Raw genomic sequence first — 14,048 nt, 5'->3', positions numbered from 1 at the left:
CCGATATGAATAACAAGCTACGGGGCCCGGCGCTGTTATCCAGCCGGGATGATGATTTCGACGCTCGCCTTGATGCGTTACTGGCATGGGAAAGCGTTTCCGACAAGGGTGTACAGCAGCGAGTCGATGATATTATCGCTGCGGTTAGAAGTCGGGGCGATGCTGCCGTGCTTGAAATGACCCATCGCTTCGACCGGCTTGAAGTGTCATCCATGACTGAGTTGACGCTGGATGCCAAGCGGCTTGCAGAAGCCTACAAGAATATTTCTGAACAGCAGCGTGAAGCGCTGGCTACGGCCGCTCAGCGTATCCGTGAGTACCATGAGCGACAAAAGCCGGAATCATGGTCATATACTGAGGCTGATGGCACCATGCTTGGCCAAAAGGTGACGCCGCTAGATCGGGTGGGTGTTTATGTGCCGGGGGGGAAGGCAGCGTATCCCTCATCGGTATTGATGAACGTAATTCCGGCCCGTGTTGCGGGCGTAGCTGAAGTCGTCATGGTGGTTCCTACGCCGGATGGCGTCGTGAACGAACTGGTACTTGCTGCAGCTCACGTGGCCGGTATCGATTGTGTATTTACTATCGGCGGTGCCCAGGCCATCGCAGCGTTGGCTTATGGGACTGAAAGCGTGCTGCGCGTCGACAAGATTGTCGGTCCCGGCAATATCTACGTGGCGACCGCAAAGCGTGCTGTATTTGGCCAGGTGGGTATCGACATGATTGCCGGCCCTTCGGAAATTCTTGTGATCTCCGACGGTGGAACCGATCCTGACTGGCTGGCGATGGATCTTTTCTCGCAAGCCGAGCACGATGAAGATGCTCAATCCATTCTGATTACCTGGGACAGCGCTCACCGAGACGCTGTAGCTGCAAGCATTGAAAAGCTACTGCCGACCATGGAGCGTGAGGCGATCATTGAGGCATCACTAAGCGGGCGTGGTGCGTTGATTCTAGTGTCGAGTGAAGAGGAGGCGATAGCGCTTACCAACCGTATTGCCCCTGAGCATCTGGAATTATCGGTTGAGCATCCTGCAGCCATGGCCGAGCAGGTGCGTCATGCCGGGGCCATCTTCATGGGACGTTACACCGCCGAAGTGCTTGGCGATTACTGTGCTGGGCCCAATCATGTATTGCCTACATCGGGCACGGCGCGCTTTGCCTCTCCCTTGGGTGTTTATGATTTCCAAAAACGCTCGTCACTGATTCAGTGTTCTCCAGAGGGGGCGGCGGTGCTTGGGCAAACCGCATCAGTGTTGGCCCGTGGTGAATCGTTGACAGCCCATGCCCGTTCTGCTGAAAACCGTATGCCGAAGAGCAATAGCTAGGGACGAGCATCGCTGCACGTGTCATTCCAATGTCAATGCATACGTTATTCGTAAAAAGCCCCGCTTTGCGGGGCTTTTTTATGCAATCAGTTAGCAGGCTGGGGCGATTGGCCGGTGAGTGCTGGGGTTTGACGAGAAGGGCGCTCACCTACCTGAATGGTGACATTGATGCGTTTACCGTTGCGATATAGCTGTAGCGGCAGTTCGTGTCCGGGCTGAACCTCGGCAATATCGACCATCGCCGCCTGTGCATCAAGCATCGGGGCACCGTCTATGGAAAGGATGATATCGCCAGACTTGACGCCTGCTCGGTCCGCTGGACCATCGGGGACAACGCTGGTAACGACCACCCCTCGTGGAGCCTTGATATTAAACGAGTTCGCCAGGGCTGAAGATATCTCTTGTGCTTCTATGCCCAGCCAGCCGCGAATAACCCGTCCGCGTACCACCAGATCGTTGAGAATGTCGCGTACCAGATTGGTCGGAATGGCAAAGCCGATGCCCTGAGAGCCGCCTGAACGTGAAAAGATGGCGGTATTGATACCGACCAGTGCACCTTCTGCATTAACCAGCGCACCACCTGAATTGCCTGGGTTAATGGCTGCGTCTGTTTGAATGAAGTCCTCGTAGGCGTTCAGGCCTAGGTGAGTGCGGCCCGTTGCGCTGATGATTCCCATGGTGACCGTCTGGCCCACCCCGAAAGGGTTGCCTATCGCCAGCGCGACATCGCCTACCTTGATATTGGCGGAGTCAGCTAGGGCGATAACGGGAAGATTGCCGAGATCGATTTTTAAGACGGCCAGATCCGTTTCTGGATCGGTGCCGATGACCTTGGCCAACGTTTCCCTTCCATCACGTAGTGCGACCTGGATTTCGTCGGCACCGCTGATGACATGGTTGTTGGTCAGCACGTAGCCCTCCGGGCTGACAATGACGCCGGAACCCAGGCTGGAAAGCATACGCCGACGTGTCGGCGTTCCATCGCCAAAAAACTGGCGAAAGAAAGGGTCGGACATCAAGGGGTGCTGGTCATTTTCGATCAATCGCGATGAGTAAACGTTAACCACTGCCGGGGCCGCGCTATCAACGGCATCGGCGTAACTGGCGGGGCCATCATGGCGATTGAACGCAGTGGCTTCACGTACCGTGGGCGTCCGGTGAATCTCTGTGGACGCCTGCAGCACGGAATGAGATGCTGGGGCAGATATCAAAGTCTCAGAGTTTGAAACAGCGGAGGGGCCTATGAGTTGCGGGACATGATCTAACAATACAAACGCCAGCAAAATGCCGCTAAGTACAGGCCAGATCAGGGGCACCAGAAATCGGCGCATCTATACATCCTTATCAAGAGGCGTCTGGAAAATGGTCGAAGGGCAGGTGCGCCGCCCCTACAATGGGGCCTAGTGTATCATTGTATAATTTTGCTTGCCCGGAGGCCTTGATGATTGCACGAAACATACTTATTCATGCCATGGAAGACCTTTTAGGGTCGAACCGTTTCAAGGATTACACTATCAATGGGCTTCAAGTGGAGGGATGTGAGCGTCTTGAAAAGATCATGACAGGCGTAACGGCAAGTCAGGCGCTGCTTGACGAGGCTGTCGCGTGGGAGGCTGATATGGTGCTGGTTCACCATGGCTACTTCTGGAAAAATGAACCGGTAGCCATTACGGGTATGAAGCATCAGCGCATTGCCACCCTGCTTAATAATGACATTAATCTTGTCGCTTACCATTTGCCCCTCGATGCCCATCCTGAGCTTGGTAACAATGCCATGCTGGCTAAAAAGCTAGGCTGGTCGGTCGAAGGCGCGATTGACGCCCCTTTGGGAGAAGGCATTCTATTTTTTGGCACTCCCGACGCGCCGATGAGCAATCAGGCGATGGCAGCACATATTGAGAATGTGCTAAGGCGCCCGCCGTTGGTAATTGAAGGGCATAATCGCGATATTCGCAAGATTGCCTGGTGTACCGGGGGAGCTCAAGACATGATCAGTGCGGCGGCGGATGCGGGTGTGGATGCCTTTGTTTCCGGCGAAATATCCGAGCGTACAACGCATCTGGCCCGTGAGCAGGGCATCAGCTACTTTTCTGCTGGTCATCATGCCACGGAACGCTACGGTATTGAGGCGCTAGGCAACTGGCTGGCTGCGCAGTATCCCATTACCCATCGCTTCGTTGATATCGATAACCCAGCCTAGTGAGTTGCAGATGTCGACGCGCTGATACAGCGAAAGCATGAGGGAGAAGAGAAAGTACAGGCGAACAAATCCGCCTGTACTATTTGAGCGTTGAACGTCAGTAGCGGGGCGGCTGAGTGGAATCCTGCTCATGTTTGGGCGCGATAACATAATCATCGGACATGTCCGTGCCCTCAGCATAATCGCGCGGCGCATATAGCGACGATTCATTTTCATCATCGACCAGCTCTTCACCTCCTTGTTGATGCAGGCGGCGCTTAAGCTGGACGTCATCACTCAGTTTGTCGGCGCCCAGCATAATCTGCTGCTGCAATTCCTGACTCTGACGCTGGATGTTGCTAATGAGTTCAGCGGCTTGCGCAAAATGATTATTCAATGAATCACGGACCTGGTTGAGTTCCAGCTCGGTTTCGGCAAGCTTTTGTCTGACCTTCTGGTTACGTGCCACGTTGGCGTTGAGCAAATGATAGCCTATCGCGCCAATGCCAATACCTGCCAGCAAGCACGCCAGCGCCAAGATCCAGTCGATGTTGCTTTCGTTCACAAGCCTCTCCTGTTTATTTCAGGCTGATGTATCCTCAGCCAATTCCCGCTGGCTCTATTATAAGAGGGCGCGTGTACCCAGGGTCAACGTATTGCCTTGCCCTATCGTGCCTATAGTGGCGGAAAACTTTATACTAAAGCCCACATTTCACGATTTTACGAGCGTACCGAAAGCACATGAGTGTTCAACAACCGCCCCTAGCAAAGTACCAGGCTGACCTGAAGCGTGAAGATTTTCAATATGACGAAGCGCAGGAGCGCGCAGTCAAGCATCTTCAGCGACTTTACGACGAACTGATCTCGACCCCCAAGCCAACGCCTAAAACTCATGTCTCGGATAATGGAGGATTGAAAGGGCGTGTTTCAGGGCTCTTCGGGCGTAAGCAGACGCCGCCTGAAGCTCCGGCCAAACCGAGGGTCATGGGTTTGTATTTCTGGGGTGGTGTTGGGCGTGGCAAGACTTATCTGGTCGATACTTTTCATGACAGTCTGCCGTTTTCGGACAAGATGCGTACCCATTTCCACCGCTTCATGCAGCGTGTCCATCGTGAGTTGGAGATACATAAAGGCGAAAAGAATCCCCTGACGCTGATTGCCGCCAAGTTTGCGCGTGAGGCGCGAGTCATCTGCTTCGATGAGTTCTTTGTCAAGGATATTACCGATGCGATGATTCTGGCCAATCTGCTTGAGGCGCTCTTTGCCCAAGGCGTGGTGCTGGTCGCAACGTCAAATATTGTACCTGATGATCTGTATAAAAATGGCCTTCAGCGCGCACGCTTTCTTCCGGCAATTGATCTGCTAAAGCGCAATTGTGAGATCGTTAACGTCGATTCCGGCATCGACTATCGGTTGCGAACGCTAGAACAGGCAGAAATCTTCCATTATCCAGCAAATGCCGCTGCTGAGAAGGCGCTAGAGGGAAGCTTTGAAAAAGTGGCGGGTAATAAGGGGAAGGCTGATGCCGCGCTGACCATCAACAACCGCACACTGAACGCTAAGCGGCTATGTGAAGGCGTGGTCTGGTTCACATTCAGCGCCTTGTGTGATGGTCCGAGAAGCCAGAATGACTATATAGAGCTCTCGCGGGAGTACCATACCGTGTTGGTATCAGAAGTACCTGTGATGGGGGGAGACAATGCCGACCAGGCTCGTCGTTTCATCAATCTGGTCGATGAGTTTTATGATCGTGGCGTCAAGCTGTTGATGACGGCTGAAGCTGCGCCCGAAAACCTTTATACCGGCGGTGATCTGGCATTTGAATTCGAGCGTACCTTGTCTCGTCTTCAGGAAATGCAATCGCATGAATATCTGGCGCTGCCGCATAAACCCTGATTTATTTTACTGTGCGTCTTAACTTGCCTTGATTGGGCTTGTATAATGCGCGCTCGCTCGATGTTGGCCTGGGTTTTTTGATTCAGGGCAACCAAGAAAAATAGGGATTGGTTTCAAGGCATTTGCTTTTTTCCAAGCCTGAAACCCGACTGAGGTGATTTCACTCATGAAGACGTTCAGCGCCAAATCGCAGACCGTCCAGCGCGACTGGTTCGTTGTCGACGCGACCGACAAGACTCTCGGCCGTCTGGCGACAGAACTTGCCCGTCGTCTGCGTGGTAAGCACAAAGCAGAATACACGCCTCACGTTGATACTGGTGATTACATCATCGTTATTAACGCTGAGAAAGTACGTGTTACTGGCAATAAGGCTGCGGCCAAGAATTACTATCGCCATACCGGTTATCCGGGTGGTCTGCGTTCCATGACCTTCGAACAGATGATCGACCACGCTCCGCAGCGCGTCATCGAGTTCGCCGTCAAGGGTATGCTGCCGAAAGGCCCCCTGGGGCGTGCCATGCATTCCAAGCTCAAGGTCTATGCAGGCTCCGAGCATCCGCATGCCGCACAGCAGCCGCAAGAACTGAACATCTGAAGGAAGGTCTATCATGGCACAGCAGTATTACGGTACCGGTCGCCGCAAAACCTCAACGGCTCGTGTTTTTCTCAAGCCGGGTAGCGGTAAGATCACTGTCAATAAGCGTGAACTGAACGAATACTTCGGTCGCGTTACCGCTCAGATGGTAGTACGTCAGCCGCTTGAACTGACCGACACCACCGAGCAGTTCGATATCTATGTCACCGTCCAGGGTGGTGGTGGTTCCGCTCAGGCTGGCGCTATTCGTCACGGCATTACACGTGCTCTGATGGAATACAACGAAACGCTGCGCAAGCCGCTTCGTGACGCCGGCTACGTAACGCGTGATGCGCGTATGGTTGAACGTAAGAAAGTGGGTCTGCGTAAAGCACGTCGTCGTCCGCAGTTCTCCAAGCGTTAAGTTCTGCGTATCGACATCAGAACGCCCGGGTGCGATTGCCCCGGGCGTTTTTTGTCGTGAGCACAGGCGTGTAAAGTAAGTGTCGTCGCAGTATCGGATATATAACTAGATACCAGAAGACGATTCATACAGATATGACCATAATTATAGGACTGCGCCAGTTGTCTTATGCATGAAGATGACGTCATGCTGAGATTGGCTGCATTTGCCTATATTGCCCACTAGCTGAAGAGCTCGTGCTATCATTTTGGCTCGAATTGATACGAGGAAAGTTTCATGGGAGTTGTGGCCAAGCGGTCGTCTATGACGTTCTATTCCGGTAGCGACGATCATTACAGCCATCGTGTAAGGATCGTCCTCGCTGAAAAGGGTGTATCAGTCGATATAGTAGAAGTGTCGGGAGATAATGCCCCCAGCGAGCTTGCCGACCTCAACCCCTATAACAGTGTCCCCACGCTGCTTGATCGCGATCTTGTACTTTATGAGTCCAAGGTCATGATGGAGTATCTCGATGAGCGTTTTCCGCATCCGCCGCTGTTGCCGGTCTATCCTGTTGCGCGAGCACAGAGCCGCCTGTGGATGCACCGCATCGAGCATGAATGGTGCACAAAGGTAACGACGATTCTCGACGCGAACGCGACGAAGAAGGAGATCGAGCAGGCGCGTAAAGAACTTCGCGAGAGCATGATCGGCATTAGTCCTATTTTCGAGGATCTGCCGTTTTTCATGACGGAAGAGTTCTCCCTTGTCGATTGCTGTATCGCGCCCATCCTGTGGCGTTTGCCAAGTTTGGGTATTGACCTGCCTGAAAAGCAGGTCAAGCCATTACAGGCTTACATGGAGCGCTTGTTTTCGCGGGATTCGTTTCGTGCCTCGCTGCTTGAAGCGGAACGCGAGTTGCGTGCCTGAAGTAGGGCAGATTGTCATATAGAACTACTACGTCGCGCGGCCTCATGTGTCGCGCGTTTCTTTTTCAGACAGCGAAAGGTGTAGCGATGCTTTCCAGCCGTCCTTATTTAACTCGTGCGCTTTATCAATGGCTGCTGGATAACGACAACACGCCATACATTGTCGTTGATGCCGAGCAGCCAGGCGTTATCGTACCGACCCAATTTATTCAAAATGGGCAGATTGTCTTGAATATCGCACCAGGTGCGGTACGTGATCTGTACATGGAAAATGACATGATCGCTTTCAATGCGCGCTTTAGCGGTCAGCCAATGCAGGTTGAGGTTCCTATCAATGCGCTGATCGCGATCTACTCGCGAGAGAACGGCGTAGGCATGGTTTTTGGCCATGAGCCCATCATGCCAGGTATGGAAGAAGATGCAGATGTCGTTGATGACAGCGATGAAGAAAAAGGCGGGGTAAAGCTAGAGTCTGTCGACAAGAGCGAAAGCGAAGCGTCTGCTGAGCCCGAAAATGAAAGTCAGAAGGAAGAGCGCCCCAGTAAAGGACGGCCTTCCTTGCGCGTCATCAAGTGATTGGACCGGATTCGACCGGCTTCACTGAGTGTATTCGAATACTTTGACGACCTTTTGCACGCCGCCTACCTGGGCGGCCGTGTTGACCACATTTTGCACTTCATAATCATGCAGGATCCCCATCAAGTACACGACATTGTTTTCAGTGACGACATTGACTCGGTCACTGTCGATGGTGTTGCTGGTCACGAAGTTGGTCGTGATACGTGTCGTCAGCCAGGAGTCGCGCAATCGCTGTGTCGTTGAGGTATTGGCCGCTACCGATAAGGCATTGTGTACCTTGCGAACATTGGCGGTATTACGTGCGATCTGCTCGGCCTTGTCCTTGAGTTCTTGGCTGGGCACCTGACCCGAGAGCAGAACATAGCCGTTCCAGGCGTCAACATTGACATGGGCATCGTTGAAACGCGCATCTCTACTGCCAAGCGTCTGGAATATGGTCGAACGAATGGTGCTGTCTTGCGCCGCCGCACTTTCCGTACGCACGCCACTGTTTGGTTGGCTACTGCCAGAAAAGCTGGCGCATCCGCTGGTTGCAAGCACGAGACCGAGTAGCGCCAGACTGAAATATGATTTAAGCATGATAATCACTCGTTGCTGCCAAAAAGCTGATAGTCGATCAAATCACAAAGACAATGAATGACCAGTAGATGGACCTCTTGAATCCGTGCCGTGGAGGTGGCTGGTATGCGGATTTCACAGTCTTCCTGGCCGAGTAGCGAGGCCATGTTTCCCCCGTCACGTCCTGTTAGTGCCACAACGCTCATCTCACGGTCGTGGGCAGCCTGGATCGCCTGGATAATATTGGCAGAGTTACCGCTGGTTGAAATAGCTAACAGAATATCGCCAGGCTGACCCAATGCGCGAATCTGTTTCGAAAATATATCGTTGTAACTGTAGTCATTGGCAATTGAGGTCAATGTCGACGTGTCGGTAGTCAATGCCAGCGCAGGAAGGCTAGGACGTTCACGTTCAAAGCGGTTGAGCAATTCCGAAGAGAAGTGCTGACTATCTCCAGCGCTACCCCCATTGCCGCAGGACAGGATCTTGCCGTCATTGATCAAGCTTTGCACCATCATCTGGCTGGCGGCCTCAATGAAGGGAGGCAGCACTTCGCTCGCGTAAGTCTTGGCATCGATACTGGCGTTGAAATGATCGAGAATGCGCGATTGAAAATCCATGATTGCTCTAAACAGTAAATAGGAAAAGCTGCGTTTCGATGCTGTTCATATGATTAGCGTCAGCCGCGACGGCTATGGCGCATTAAAAGGCATCGAAGGCGGATTTTATCCAGGTGAATTCGAGTGCTGAAAGGTGGCCGGTCACGCCCACGACGTCGAAGCGACACGAGCATGATAGCCGGTTATTGGCAAGATAAAAACGCGCTGCCTTGATCAGGCGGCGCTGCTTGGTCACTGTCACGGTTTCAAGCGGGGAACCATAGCGCGTGGTGGCACGGTAACGTACTTCGACAAAAACCAGCGTTTCGCCATCACGCATGATCAGGTCTATCTCACCGCCTCGAGCATGCTGATTACGTGCGATTTCTGTAAGCCCTTGTGCCGTGAGCCAGTGTGCGGTCAGGACTTCGATGTCCTGACCGCGGCGACGCTTTTCACTGGGTAGCATCGCTTATTGCTGCCCAGCAGATCCGGCAGAAATATTGCTTGTTGCCGTAATGCTGGGGGGCTGGGGAATGCCATCGCGAAACTCTGCCCACGGTAGCGTACGACGAATACGTCTATTGCTCTCGTTTTTGAGCATGCCGGTTGCGCCGTAAAGTTCGCTGCCGGGCACGGCATTAAGAATGGGTAGCCGACGTGCCAGTTCGTAAGCATCGACACCCATGGCATGCAGTTTCAACAAGGACGCTTGATCGTTGTTCGCGAAGTGCTGATAGGTGACCGAGAAAGGTAGCGCATCGGTGCCGCCCACGGCAGCGTCGGGAATCTGCCATGGAATATCGCAGAACAGCACACCGTTCAGATCGTGATCGAGGCGTGGTTGAGGCTGACCATCGTAAAGGTGCGACGTGCCATAAATGGGAAGATTGCTGGCGTAATAGTAATCCAGCGTGGGTGGCACCTGACGTGCATAGTTGGGCAGCGCAAGCAGAAACAGCATATCGATGTTGCGTGTCGCGTTGCGGCTGCCGGCGCTACTGCCCAGAAGGGACTTTACCGAGGATGCGACAGCTGCCTTGGGATCATAAATAACAACGTTGCCGACGCTGCCGCCTTCGTACTGCCATTGTGTTCGGAAGGCATCAAGTACGCGAGAGCCCCAGTCGTTATCAGGCACCATGATACCTGCGCTTCGATGCCCATCAAGATAGGCGCGGTGGGCCGCCTGGCGTGCTTCATCTTCGGCCGACAGGCCATACTGGAACAGATTGTTGGCACTGTTATCGGCATGCGTGCCGTAGTTCAGTGCCAGCGTCGGGATGGGGACGTTACTGCGCATCTCAAGCTGCGATACCTTGTCCTTGTCGAGTGGGCCAATCGCGACTTGGGCACCTTCCATCATCGCTTGAGCGTAAAGCGCGTCGATGTCACCCCCAGTGGTGTCATAAAACATGATCTGAGGTGCTGACTCGCCCTGGTTGGCAGCATCGTTGCTGCGAGCGCGAATACCTTCACGGATGGCATCGGCAACAGACTGAAGAGGCCCGCTTTCAGGGAGGAATACGGCTATTTGATGGACTTCCTGACCTTGCAGATCCTGCAGTGCGCTAAGCTCCTGAGGTAGGCGCTGCGAGGCGGGATGATTGCGATGGCTCGCCTGCCAACCGCGTACTGCATTAAACAGTCCGGCGATATCACTGTCGCGCTCACGGCGTAAGTTAGCCAGATCGACCCAGCCAGAGGCCAGTGAGCCGCCTCGACGGGCAACCTCATCGAGCTGTTGGGGGCTCAGACGGGTAAGCTGACGCCAGATATCATCGTTGAGTCCAAGATCACCGCTGTCGCCTTGCAATTGGATCAGCGTAATTGCCGCATCCAGGCCATGGCCTAGCATGGCCTGTGCCAAGCCACGGCGCTTGCGCAGTTCATTACGCTCATCACTGGAAAGCGCTACGTTTTGATCAAGTACCTGAGTGGCGTTAAAGGCGCGCTGGCCGTCTTCCTGTGCAAGTGCCAGGCGCGTTGTCAGTAACGCCCACTGGCCTTTGCTCTCGGCAGGTAAGGATTTCTCGTCAAGCGTGTCGAGAATTTGCAGTGCCTGCGCATTATCGCCCTGGCGTGCTAGGATGTCGGCCGCATGAAGGCGGGTCTGCGCAGCCTCGCTACCTTGCTGTTGCTGGGCCTGGGTAAGCAGTTCTTGCGGAGAAGGACCGGAGAAACGGTCGACGATTGATTGGCCTGCGCAGCCGCTCAGAATGAATGCGGCCAATGTTATGCCAGTCAAACGCCGCAACGAATTGCGCATGAGTCGTGTTCCTTGTCAGCCTTGATCCATGACGGCGTGATTGTTCCGCCAGTCCTGTTTTCGAATCCGGTCATGTCTTTTACATACCGGAAACCTCGTCACTAGTTATCGGATGGTCAAATGACCGAGTCACGTGAAGGCGCATTGTACGTGGTTGCCACACCGATTGGTAACCTTGAGGATCTGTCTCAACGCGCCATCAAGATATTGTCCCAGGCGGATCTCATCGCTGCTGAGGATACCCGCCATAGCGCACGGCTGCTCGATCACCTAGGCGTGAGAGTGCCAATGCTGTCCTTGCATGAGCATAACGAAGCGGGGCGTATTGAACGGCTGCGTGCTGCAGTAATGGCAGGGCAGCGTGTGGCATTAATCAGCGATGCGGGGACACCACTGATCTCCGATCCTGGTTATCGTGTGGTAAAGGCGCTACGTGAGGTTCAACTGAATGTCATTCCTGTTCCTGGGCCATGTGCACTGATTGCCGCCCTGTCCGCTGCAGGCCTGCCAACAGAGCGGTTTCGCTTTGAAGGCTTTCTTCCCGCTAAGGAAGGCGCAAGGCGCCAGCGTCTTGAGGCGCTTGTCACCGATGAGGCGACCCTCGTCTTTTATGAGTCGCCCCATCGTATTCATGCGCTATTGAAAGATATCGATGCGGTTATGGCAGAACGTCGGATTGTGCTGGCCCGGGAGTTGACCAAAACCTTCGAAACCTTTCTCGATGATACTCCACGGGCACTACTGGCAAGGCTTGAGAGTGATCCCAATCAGGCTCGAGGAGAGTTCGTTGTCATGATCGCTGGTGCTCCGGCGCGGGAGCAGGAAGAAAGTACAACGGTTGAATCGGAAATGCTGTTGGATGCATTGATGGAAGAAGGCGTTGGCGTCAAGCAGGCGGCCAATATTGCGGCGCGTATTTTAGGCGGCCGCAAGAAGCAGTGGTACCAGCGATTACTGGATCGACGTGAGAATGGTTGAGGGCAGGCTGGGGCACTGGTATTCTTGCGCGCTTGGGAGTCGGCCGGACAGTCGCTGCCGGATTTTAATCCGGGAGAGGAAAGTCCGGGCTCCATAGGGCAGAGTGCCAGGTAACGCCTGGGCGGCGTGAGCCGACGGAAAGTGCAGCAGAGAGTAGACCGCCTAAGCAGCTTAGGCTGCCGGCAAGGGTGAAAGGGTGCGGTAAGAGCGCACCGCGCGACTGGTAACAGTTCGTGGCATGGTAAACCCCACTCGGAGCAAGACCAAATAGGAACCCATTGGTGTGGCCCGCACTTGGGTTCGGGTAGGTTGCTTGAGGCGTATGGTGACATGCGTCCTAGAGGAATGACTGTCCTCGACAGAACCCGGCTTACAGGCCGACTCCCTCCTAATTTCTTACCGCTCATGTAGCCAGCCAGTATCGAGTATCGAATGTCCCCAACGTCACGCGTCCGTGAAAGCCATATGCACAAGAGCGTCCTGCTCGAGGGCGCGATTGAGGCCTTGATACACGACCGCGATGGTCATTATCTTGACGGCACTTTCGGGCGAGGCGGTCACTCGCGAGAGGTGTTGAACCGTCTCAGCGAGCGCGGACGCTTATTGGCCATCGATCGCGATCCTGAAGCTATTGCCGCTGCTGCAGCTATTGACGATCCTCGTTTTCATATAGAGCGCGCGCCTTTTTCGACACTAGGTGACATCGCCAAGCGTCATGGCTTGCATGGCCAGCTTTCCGGCGTGTTGCTCGATATCGGCGTATCCTCACCGCAGCTCGATGACGGCGCGCGCGGTTTCAGTTTCTTGCGTGACGGCCCTCTCGATATGCGTATGGACCCCGACTCAGGCGAGAGTGCTGCGCAATGGCTCAATCATGCCAAGGAAGCCGATATTGCCAGTGTCTTCAAGACTTATGGCGAGGAACGTTACGCCAAGCGCCTGGCGCGCGCGGTGATCGAACGGCGCAGCGAGCGTCCCATTACCCACACCCGTGAGCTGGCTGAGCTGCTGAAAACCGCACATCCCGCCTGGGAGAAAGGCAAGCATCCGGCAACGCGCGCCTTTCAAGCGATGCGTATCTATCTCAATGACGAGCTGGGCCAGCTCGAGACGGCGTTGGATGAAGCATTGGAAGCCTTGGCTGTAGGCGGTCGACTGGTGGTGATCAGCTTTCATTCGCTTGAGGATCGGATCGTTAAACGCTTCATTCGTGACAAGGCGAGAGGCGATATGCATTTGCCTCGTCATATGCCGGTGCGTGAGGACCAACTCAACAAGCGCTTGAAAGCTATCGGCAAGGCGCAGCGTCCCGGCGAGGCCGAAGTCGATGCCAATCCACGTGCACGCAGTGCCGTTATGCGCGTTGCGCAGAAGCTTGCTTGAGGCATGGCTATGGCTAGTAATGGACGGGGTCGGAAGCAGCACACGGGGCAGTGGCCGGCCAAGCTAAGCTTCAGGGCGACTCACTTGAGTGTGTTGATCCTATTGATAATAGTGTTGGCCTCTGCATTTGCAGTGGTGACCAGTGCCCACCAGACGCGTGTGCAATATGCGCGTCTGCAGCAGATGGAGCGCGAACACGACCAGTTGCAAACGGTATGGAGTCGACTGCTGTTGGAAGAAAGCACCTGGTCGGCGCCTTCGCGCATCGAAGAGCTTGCTCGCGATAAACTCGAAATGCATGTGCCCGATGTCGGTGATACCAAGGTGATTCGTCCATGAGTCGTTACGACGACGGTCCACACTCTGACGAGGT

Annotated in this window: 16 protein-coding genes and 1 other RNA gene; 11 read left to right on the top strand and 6 right to left on the bottom strand. The window is 54.3% G+C overall.

What is annotated here, in order from left to right; all coding sequences use genetic code 11:
• Window positions 1-5: 5 nt before the first annotated feature.
• Complete coding sequence (gene hisD / locus C3Z11_RS13105; RefSeq protein ID WP_106478395.1) at window positions 6-1,328, top strand: histidinol dehydrogenase; 1,323 nt, start codon at window positions 6-8, stop codon at window positions 1,326-1,328.
• A gap of 86 nt (window positions 1,329-1,414) precedes the next feature.
• On the opposite strand, the gene C3Z11_RS13100 is transcribed toward hisD, so the two are convergent.
• Window positions 1,415-2,659, bottom strand: coding sequence for a Do family serine endopeptidase (locus C3Z11_RS13100; RefSeq protein WP_106478394.1), 1,245 nt, complete (start codon window positions 2,657-2,659; stop codon window positions 1,415-1,417).
• A 110-nt stretch (window positions 2,660-2,769) separates the two neighbouring features.
• Between C3Z11_RS13100 and C3Z11_RS13095 the strand changes: the two genes are divergently transcribed.
• Window positions 2,770-3,528, top strand: coding sequence for a Nif3-like dinuclear metal center hexameric protein (locus C3Z11_RS13095; RefSeq protein WP_106478393.1), 759 nt, complete (start codon window positions 2,770-2,772; stop codon window positions 3,526-3,528).
• 97 nt (window positions 3,529-3,625) lie between these two features.
• On the opposite strand, the gene C3Z11_RS13090 is transcribed toward C3Z11_RS13095, so the two are convergent.
• Window positions 3,626-4,072, bottom strand: a complete 447-nt coding sequence (locus tag C3Z11_RS13090; protein ID WP_106478392.1) for a YhcB family protein — start codon at window positions 4,070-4,072, stop codon at window positions 3,626-3,628.
• A gap of 176 nt (window positions 4,073-4,248) precedes the next feature.
• Here C3Z11_RS13090 and zapE point away from each other — a divergent pair, with 176 nt between their 5' ends.
• The 5 genes from zapE (at window position 4,249) to C3Z11_RS13065 (ending at window position 7,885) form a co-directional block, all read left to right on the top strand.
• The gene (gene zapE / locus C3Z11_RS13085; protein WP_106478391.1) at window positions 4,249-5,403 is read left to right on the top strand and encodes a cell division protein ZapE; all 1,155 of its coding nucleotides are present in this window, start codon (window positions 4,249-4,251) and stop codon (window positions 5,401-5,403) included.
• A gap of 166 nt (window positions 5,404-5,569) precedes the next feature.
• Entirely contained in the window at window positions 5,570-5,998 is a 429-nt protein-coding gene (rplM, locus tag C3Z11_RS13080; protein WP_106478390.1) for a 50S ribosomal protein L13, read from the top strand.
• Between the two features lie 10 nt (window positions 5,999-6,008).
• Entirely contained in the window at window positions 6,009-6,401 is a 393-nt protein-coding gene (gene rpsI, locus C3Z11_RS13075) for a 30S ribosomal protein S9 (RefSeq protein WP_394810215.1), read from the top strand.
• A gap of 276 nt (window positions 6,402-6,677) precedes the next feature.
• On the top strand, window positions 6,678-7,310 hold the full coding sequence (gene sspA, locus C3Z11_RS13070) for a stringent starvation protein SspA (protein ID WP_106478388.1): 633 nt from the start codon (window positions 6,678-6,680) through the stop codon (window positions 7,308-7,310).
• Between the two features lie 86 nt (window positions 7,311-7,396).
• Window positions 7,397-7,885, top strand: coding sequence for a ClpXP protease specificity-enhancing factor (locus tag C3Z11_RS13065; protein ID WP_106478387.1), 489 nt, complete (start codon window positions 7,397-7,399; stop codon window positions 7,883-7,885).
• Window positions 7,886-7,906: 21 nt separating this feature from the next.
• On the opposite strand, the gene C3Z11_RS13060 is transcribed toward C3Z11_RS13065, so the two are convergent.
• From C3Z11_RS13060 to C3Z11_RS13045, 4 genes are all read right to left on the bottom strand, one after another.
• Entirely contained in the window at window positions 7,907-8,467 is a 561-nt protein-coding gene (locus C3Z11_RS13060; protein WP_106478386.1) for a BON domain-containing protein, read from the bottom strand.
• Window positions 8,468-8,472: 5 nt separating this feature from the next.
• On the bottom strand, window positions 8,473-9,066 hold the full coding sequence (locus C3Z11_RS13055; RefSeq protein ID WP_106478385.1) for a phosphoheptose isomerase: 594 nt from the start codon (window positions 9,064-9,066) through the stop codon (window positions 8,473-8,475).
• An 82-nt stretch (window positions 9,067-9,148) separates the two neighbouring features.
• The gene (locus C3Z11_RS13050; RefSeq protein WP_106478384.1) at window positions 9,149-9,514 is read right to left on the bottom strand and encodes a YraN family protein; all 366 of its coding nucleotides are present in this window, start codon (window positions 9,512-9,514) and stop codon (window positions 9,149-9,151) included.
• Window positions 9,515-9,517: 3 nt separating this feature from the next.
• Window positions 9,518-11,314, bottom strand: coding sequence for a penicillin-binding protein activator (locus tag C3Z11_RS13045; RefSeq protein ID WP_106478383.1), 1,797 nt, complete (start codon window positions 11,312-11,314; stop codon window positions 9,518-9,520).
• A gap of 120 nt (window positions 11,315-11,434) precedes the next feature.
• Here C3Z11_RS13045 and rsmI point away from each other — a divergent pair, with 120 nt between their 5' ends.
• From rsmI to ftsL, 4 genes are all read left to right on the top strand, one after another.
• Entirely contained in the window at window positions 11,435-12,292 is an 858-nt protein-coding gene (gene rsmI / locus C3Z11_RS13040) for a 16S rRNA (cytidine(1402)-2'-O)-methyltransferase (RefSeq protein WP_106478382.1), read from the top strand.
• Window positions 12,293-12,327: 35 nt separating this feature from the next.
• Window positions 12,328-12,681, top strand: an RNA gene (gene rnpB / locus C3Z11_RS13035) — RNase P RNA component class A.
• Between the two features lie 43 nt (window positions 12,682-12,724).
• Window positions 12,725-13,675: a 16S rRNA (cytosine(1402)-N(4))-methyltransferase RsmH gene (rsmH, locus tag C3Z11_RS13030; protein WP_106478381.1), complete on the top strand. Its 951-nt coding sequence runs from the start codon at window positions 12,725-12,727 to the stop codon at window positions 13,673-13,675.
• Window positions 13,676-13,765: 90 nt separating this feature from the next.
• Complete coding sequence (gene ftsL / locus C3Z11_RS13025) at window positions 13,766-14,014, top strand: cell division protein FtsL (RefSeq protein ID WP_317450679.1); 249 nt, start codon at window positions 13,766-13,768, stop codon at window positions 14,012-14,014.
• Window positions 14,015-14,048 lie beyond the last annotated feature (34 nt).

Source organism: Phytohalomonas tamaricis (genome assembly GCF_003012345.1).
GTDB lineage: Bacteria > Pseudomonadota > Gammaproteobacteria > Pseudomonadales > Halomonadaceae > Phytohalomonas > Phytohalomonas tamaricis.
Note: the sequence above shows the minus strand (reverse complement) of the source record. Positions and strands in the feature narration are given on the sequence as shown.

What these genes read in the sequence shown, in the direction of transcription:
- hisD (WP_106478395.1), top strand. Translation starts at nt 6, where the DNA reads ATGAATAACAAGCTACGGGGCCCGGCGCTGTTATCCAGCCGGGATGAT.
- C3Z11_RS13100 (WP_106478394.1), bottom strand. Translation starts at nt 2,659, where the DNA reads ATGCGCCGATTTCTGGTGCCCCTGATCTGGCCTGTACTTAGCGGCATT.
- C3Z11_RS13095 (WP_106478393.1), top strand. Translation starts at nt 2,770, where the DNA reads ATGATTGCACGAAACATACTTATTCATGCCATGGAAGACCTTTTAGGG.
- zapE (WP_106478391.1), top strand. Translation starts at nt 4,249, where the DNA reads ATGAGTGTTCAACAACCGCCCCTAGCAAAGTACCAGGCTGACCTGAAG.
- rplM (WP_106478390.1), top strand. Translation starts at nt 5,570, where the DNA reads ATGAAGACGTTCAGCGCCAAATCGCAGACCGTCCAGCGCGACTGGTTC.
- sspA (WP_106478388.1), top strand. Translation starts at nt 6,678, where the DNA reads ATGGGAGTTGTGGCCAAGCGGTCGTCTATGACGTTCTATTCCGGTAGC.
- C3Z11_RS13065 (WP_106478387.1), top strand. Translation starts at nt 7,397, where the DNA reads ATGCTTTCCAGCCGTCCTTATTTAACTCGTGCGCTTTATCAATGGCTG.
- C3Z11_RS13060 (WP_106478386.1), bottom strand. Translation starts at nt 8,467, where the DNA reads ATGCTTAAATCATATTTCAGTCTGGCGCTACTCGGTCTCGTGCTTGCA.
- C3Z11_RS13055 (WP_106478385.1), bottom strand. Translation starts at nt 9,066, where the DNA reads ATGGATTTTCAATCGCGCATTCTCGATCATTTCAACGCCAGTATCGAT.
- C3Z11_RS13050 (WP_106478384.1), bottom strand. Translation starts at nt 9,514, where the DNA reads ATGCTACCCAGTGAAAAGCGTCGCCGCGGTCAGGACATCGAAGTCCTG.
- C3Z11_RS13045 (WP_106478383.1), bottom strand. Translation starts at nt 11,314, where the DNA reads ATGCGCAATTCGTTGCGGCGTTTGACTGGCATAACATTGGCCGCATTC.
- rsmI (WP_106478382.1), top strand. Translation starts at nt 11,435, where the DNA reads ATGACCGAGTCACGTGAAGGCGCATTGTACGTGGTTGCCACACCGATT.
- rsmH (WP_106478381.1), top strand. Translation starts at nt 12,725, where the DNA reads ATGTCCCCAACGTCACGCGTCCGTGAAAGCCATATGCACAAGAGCGTC.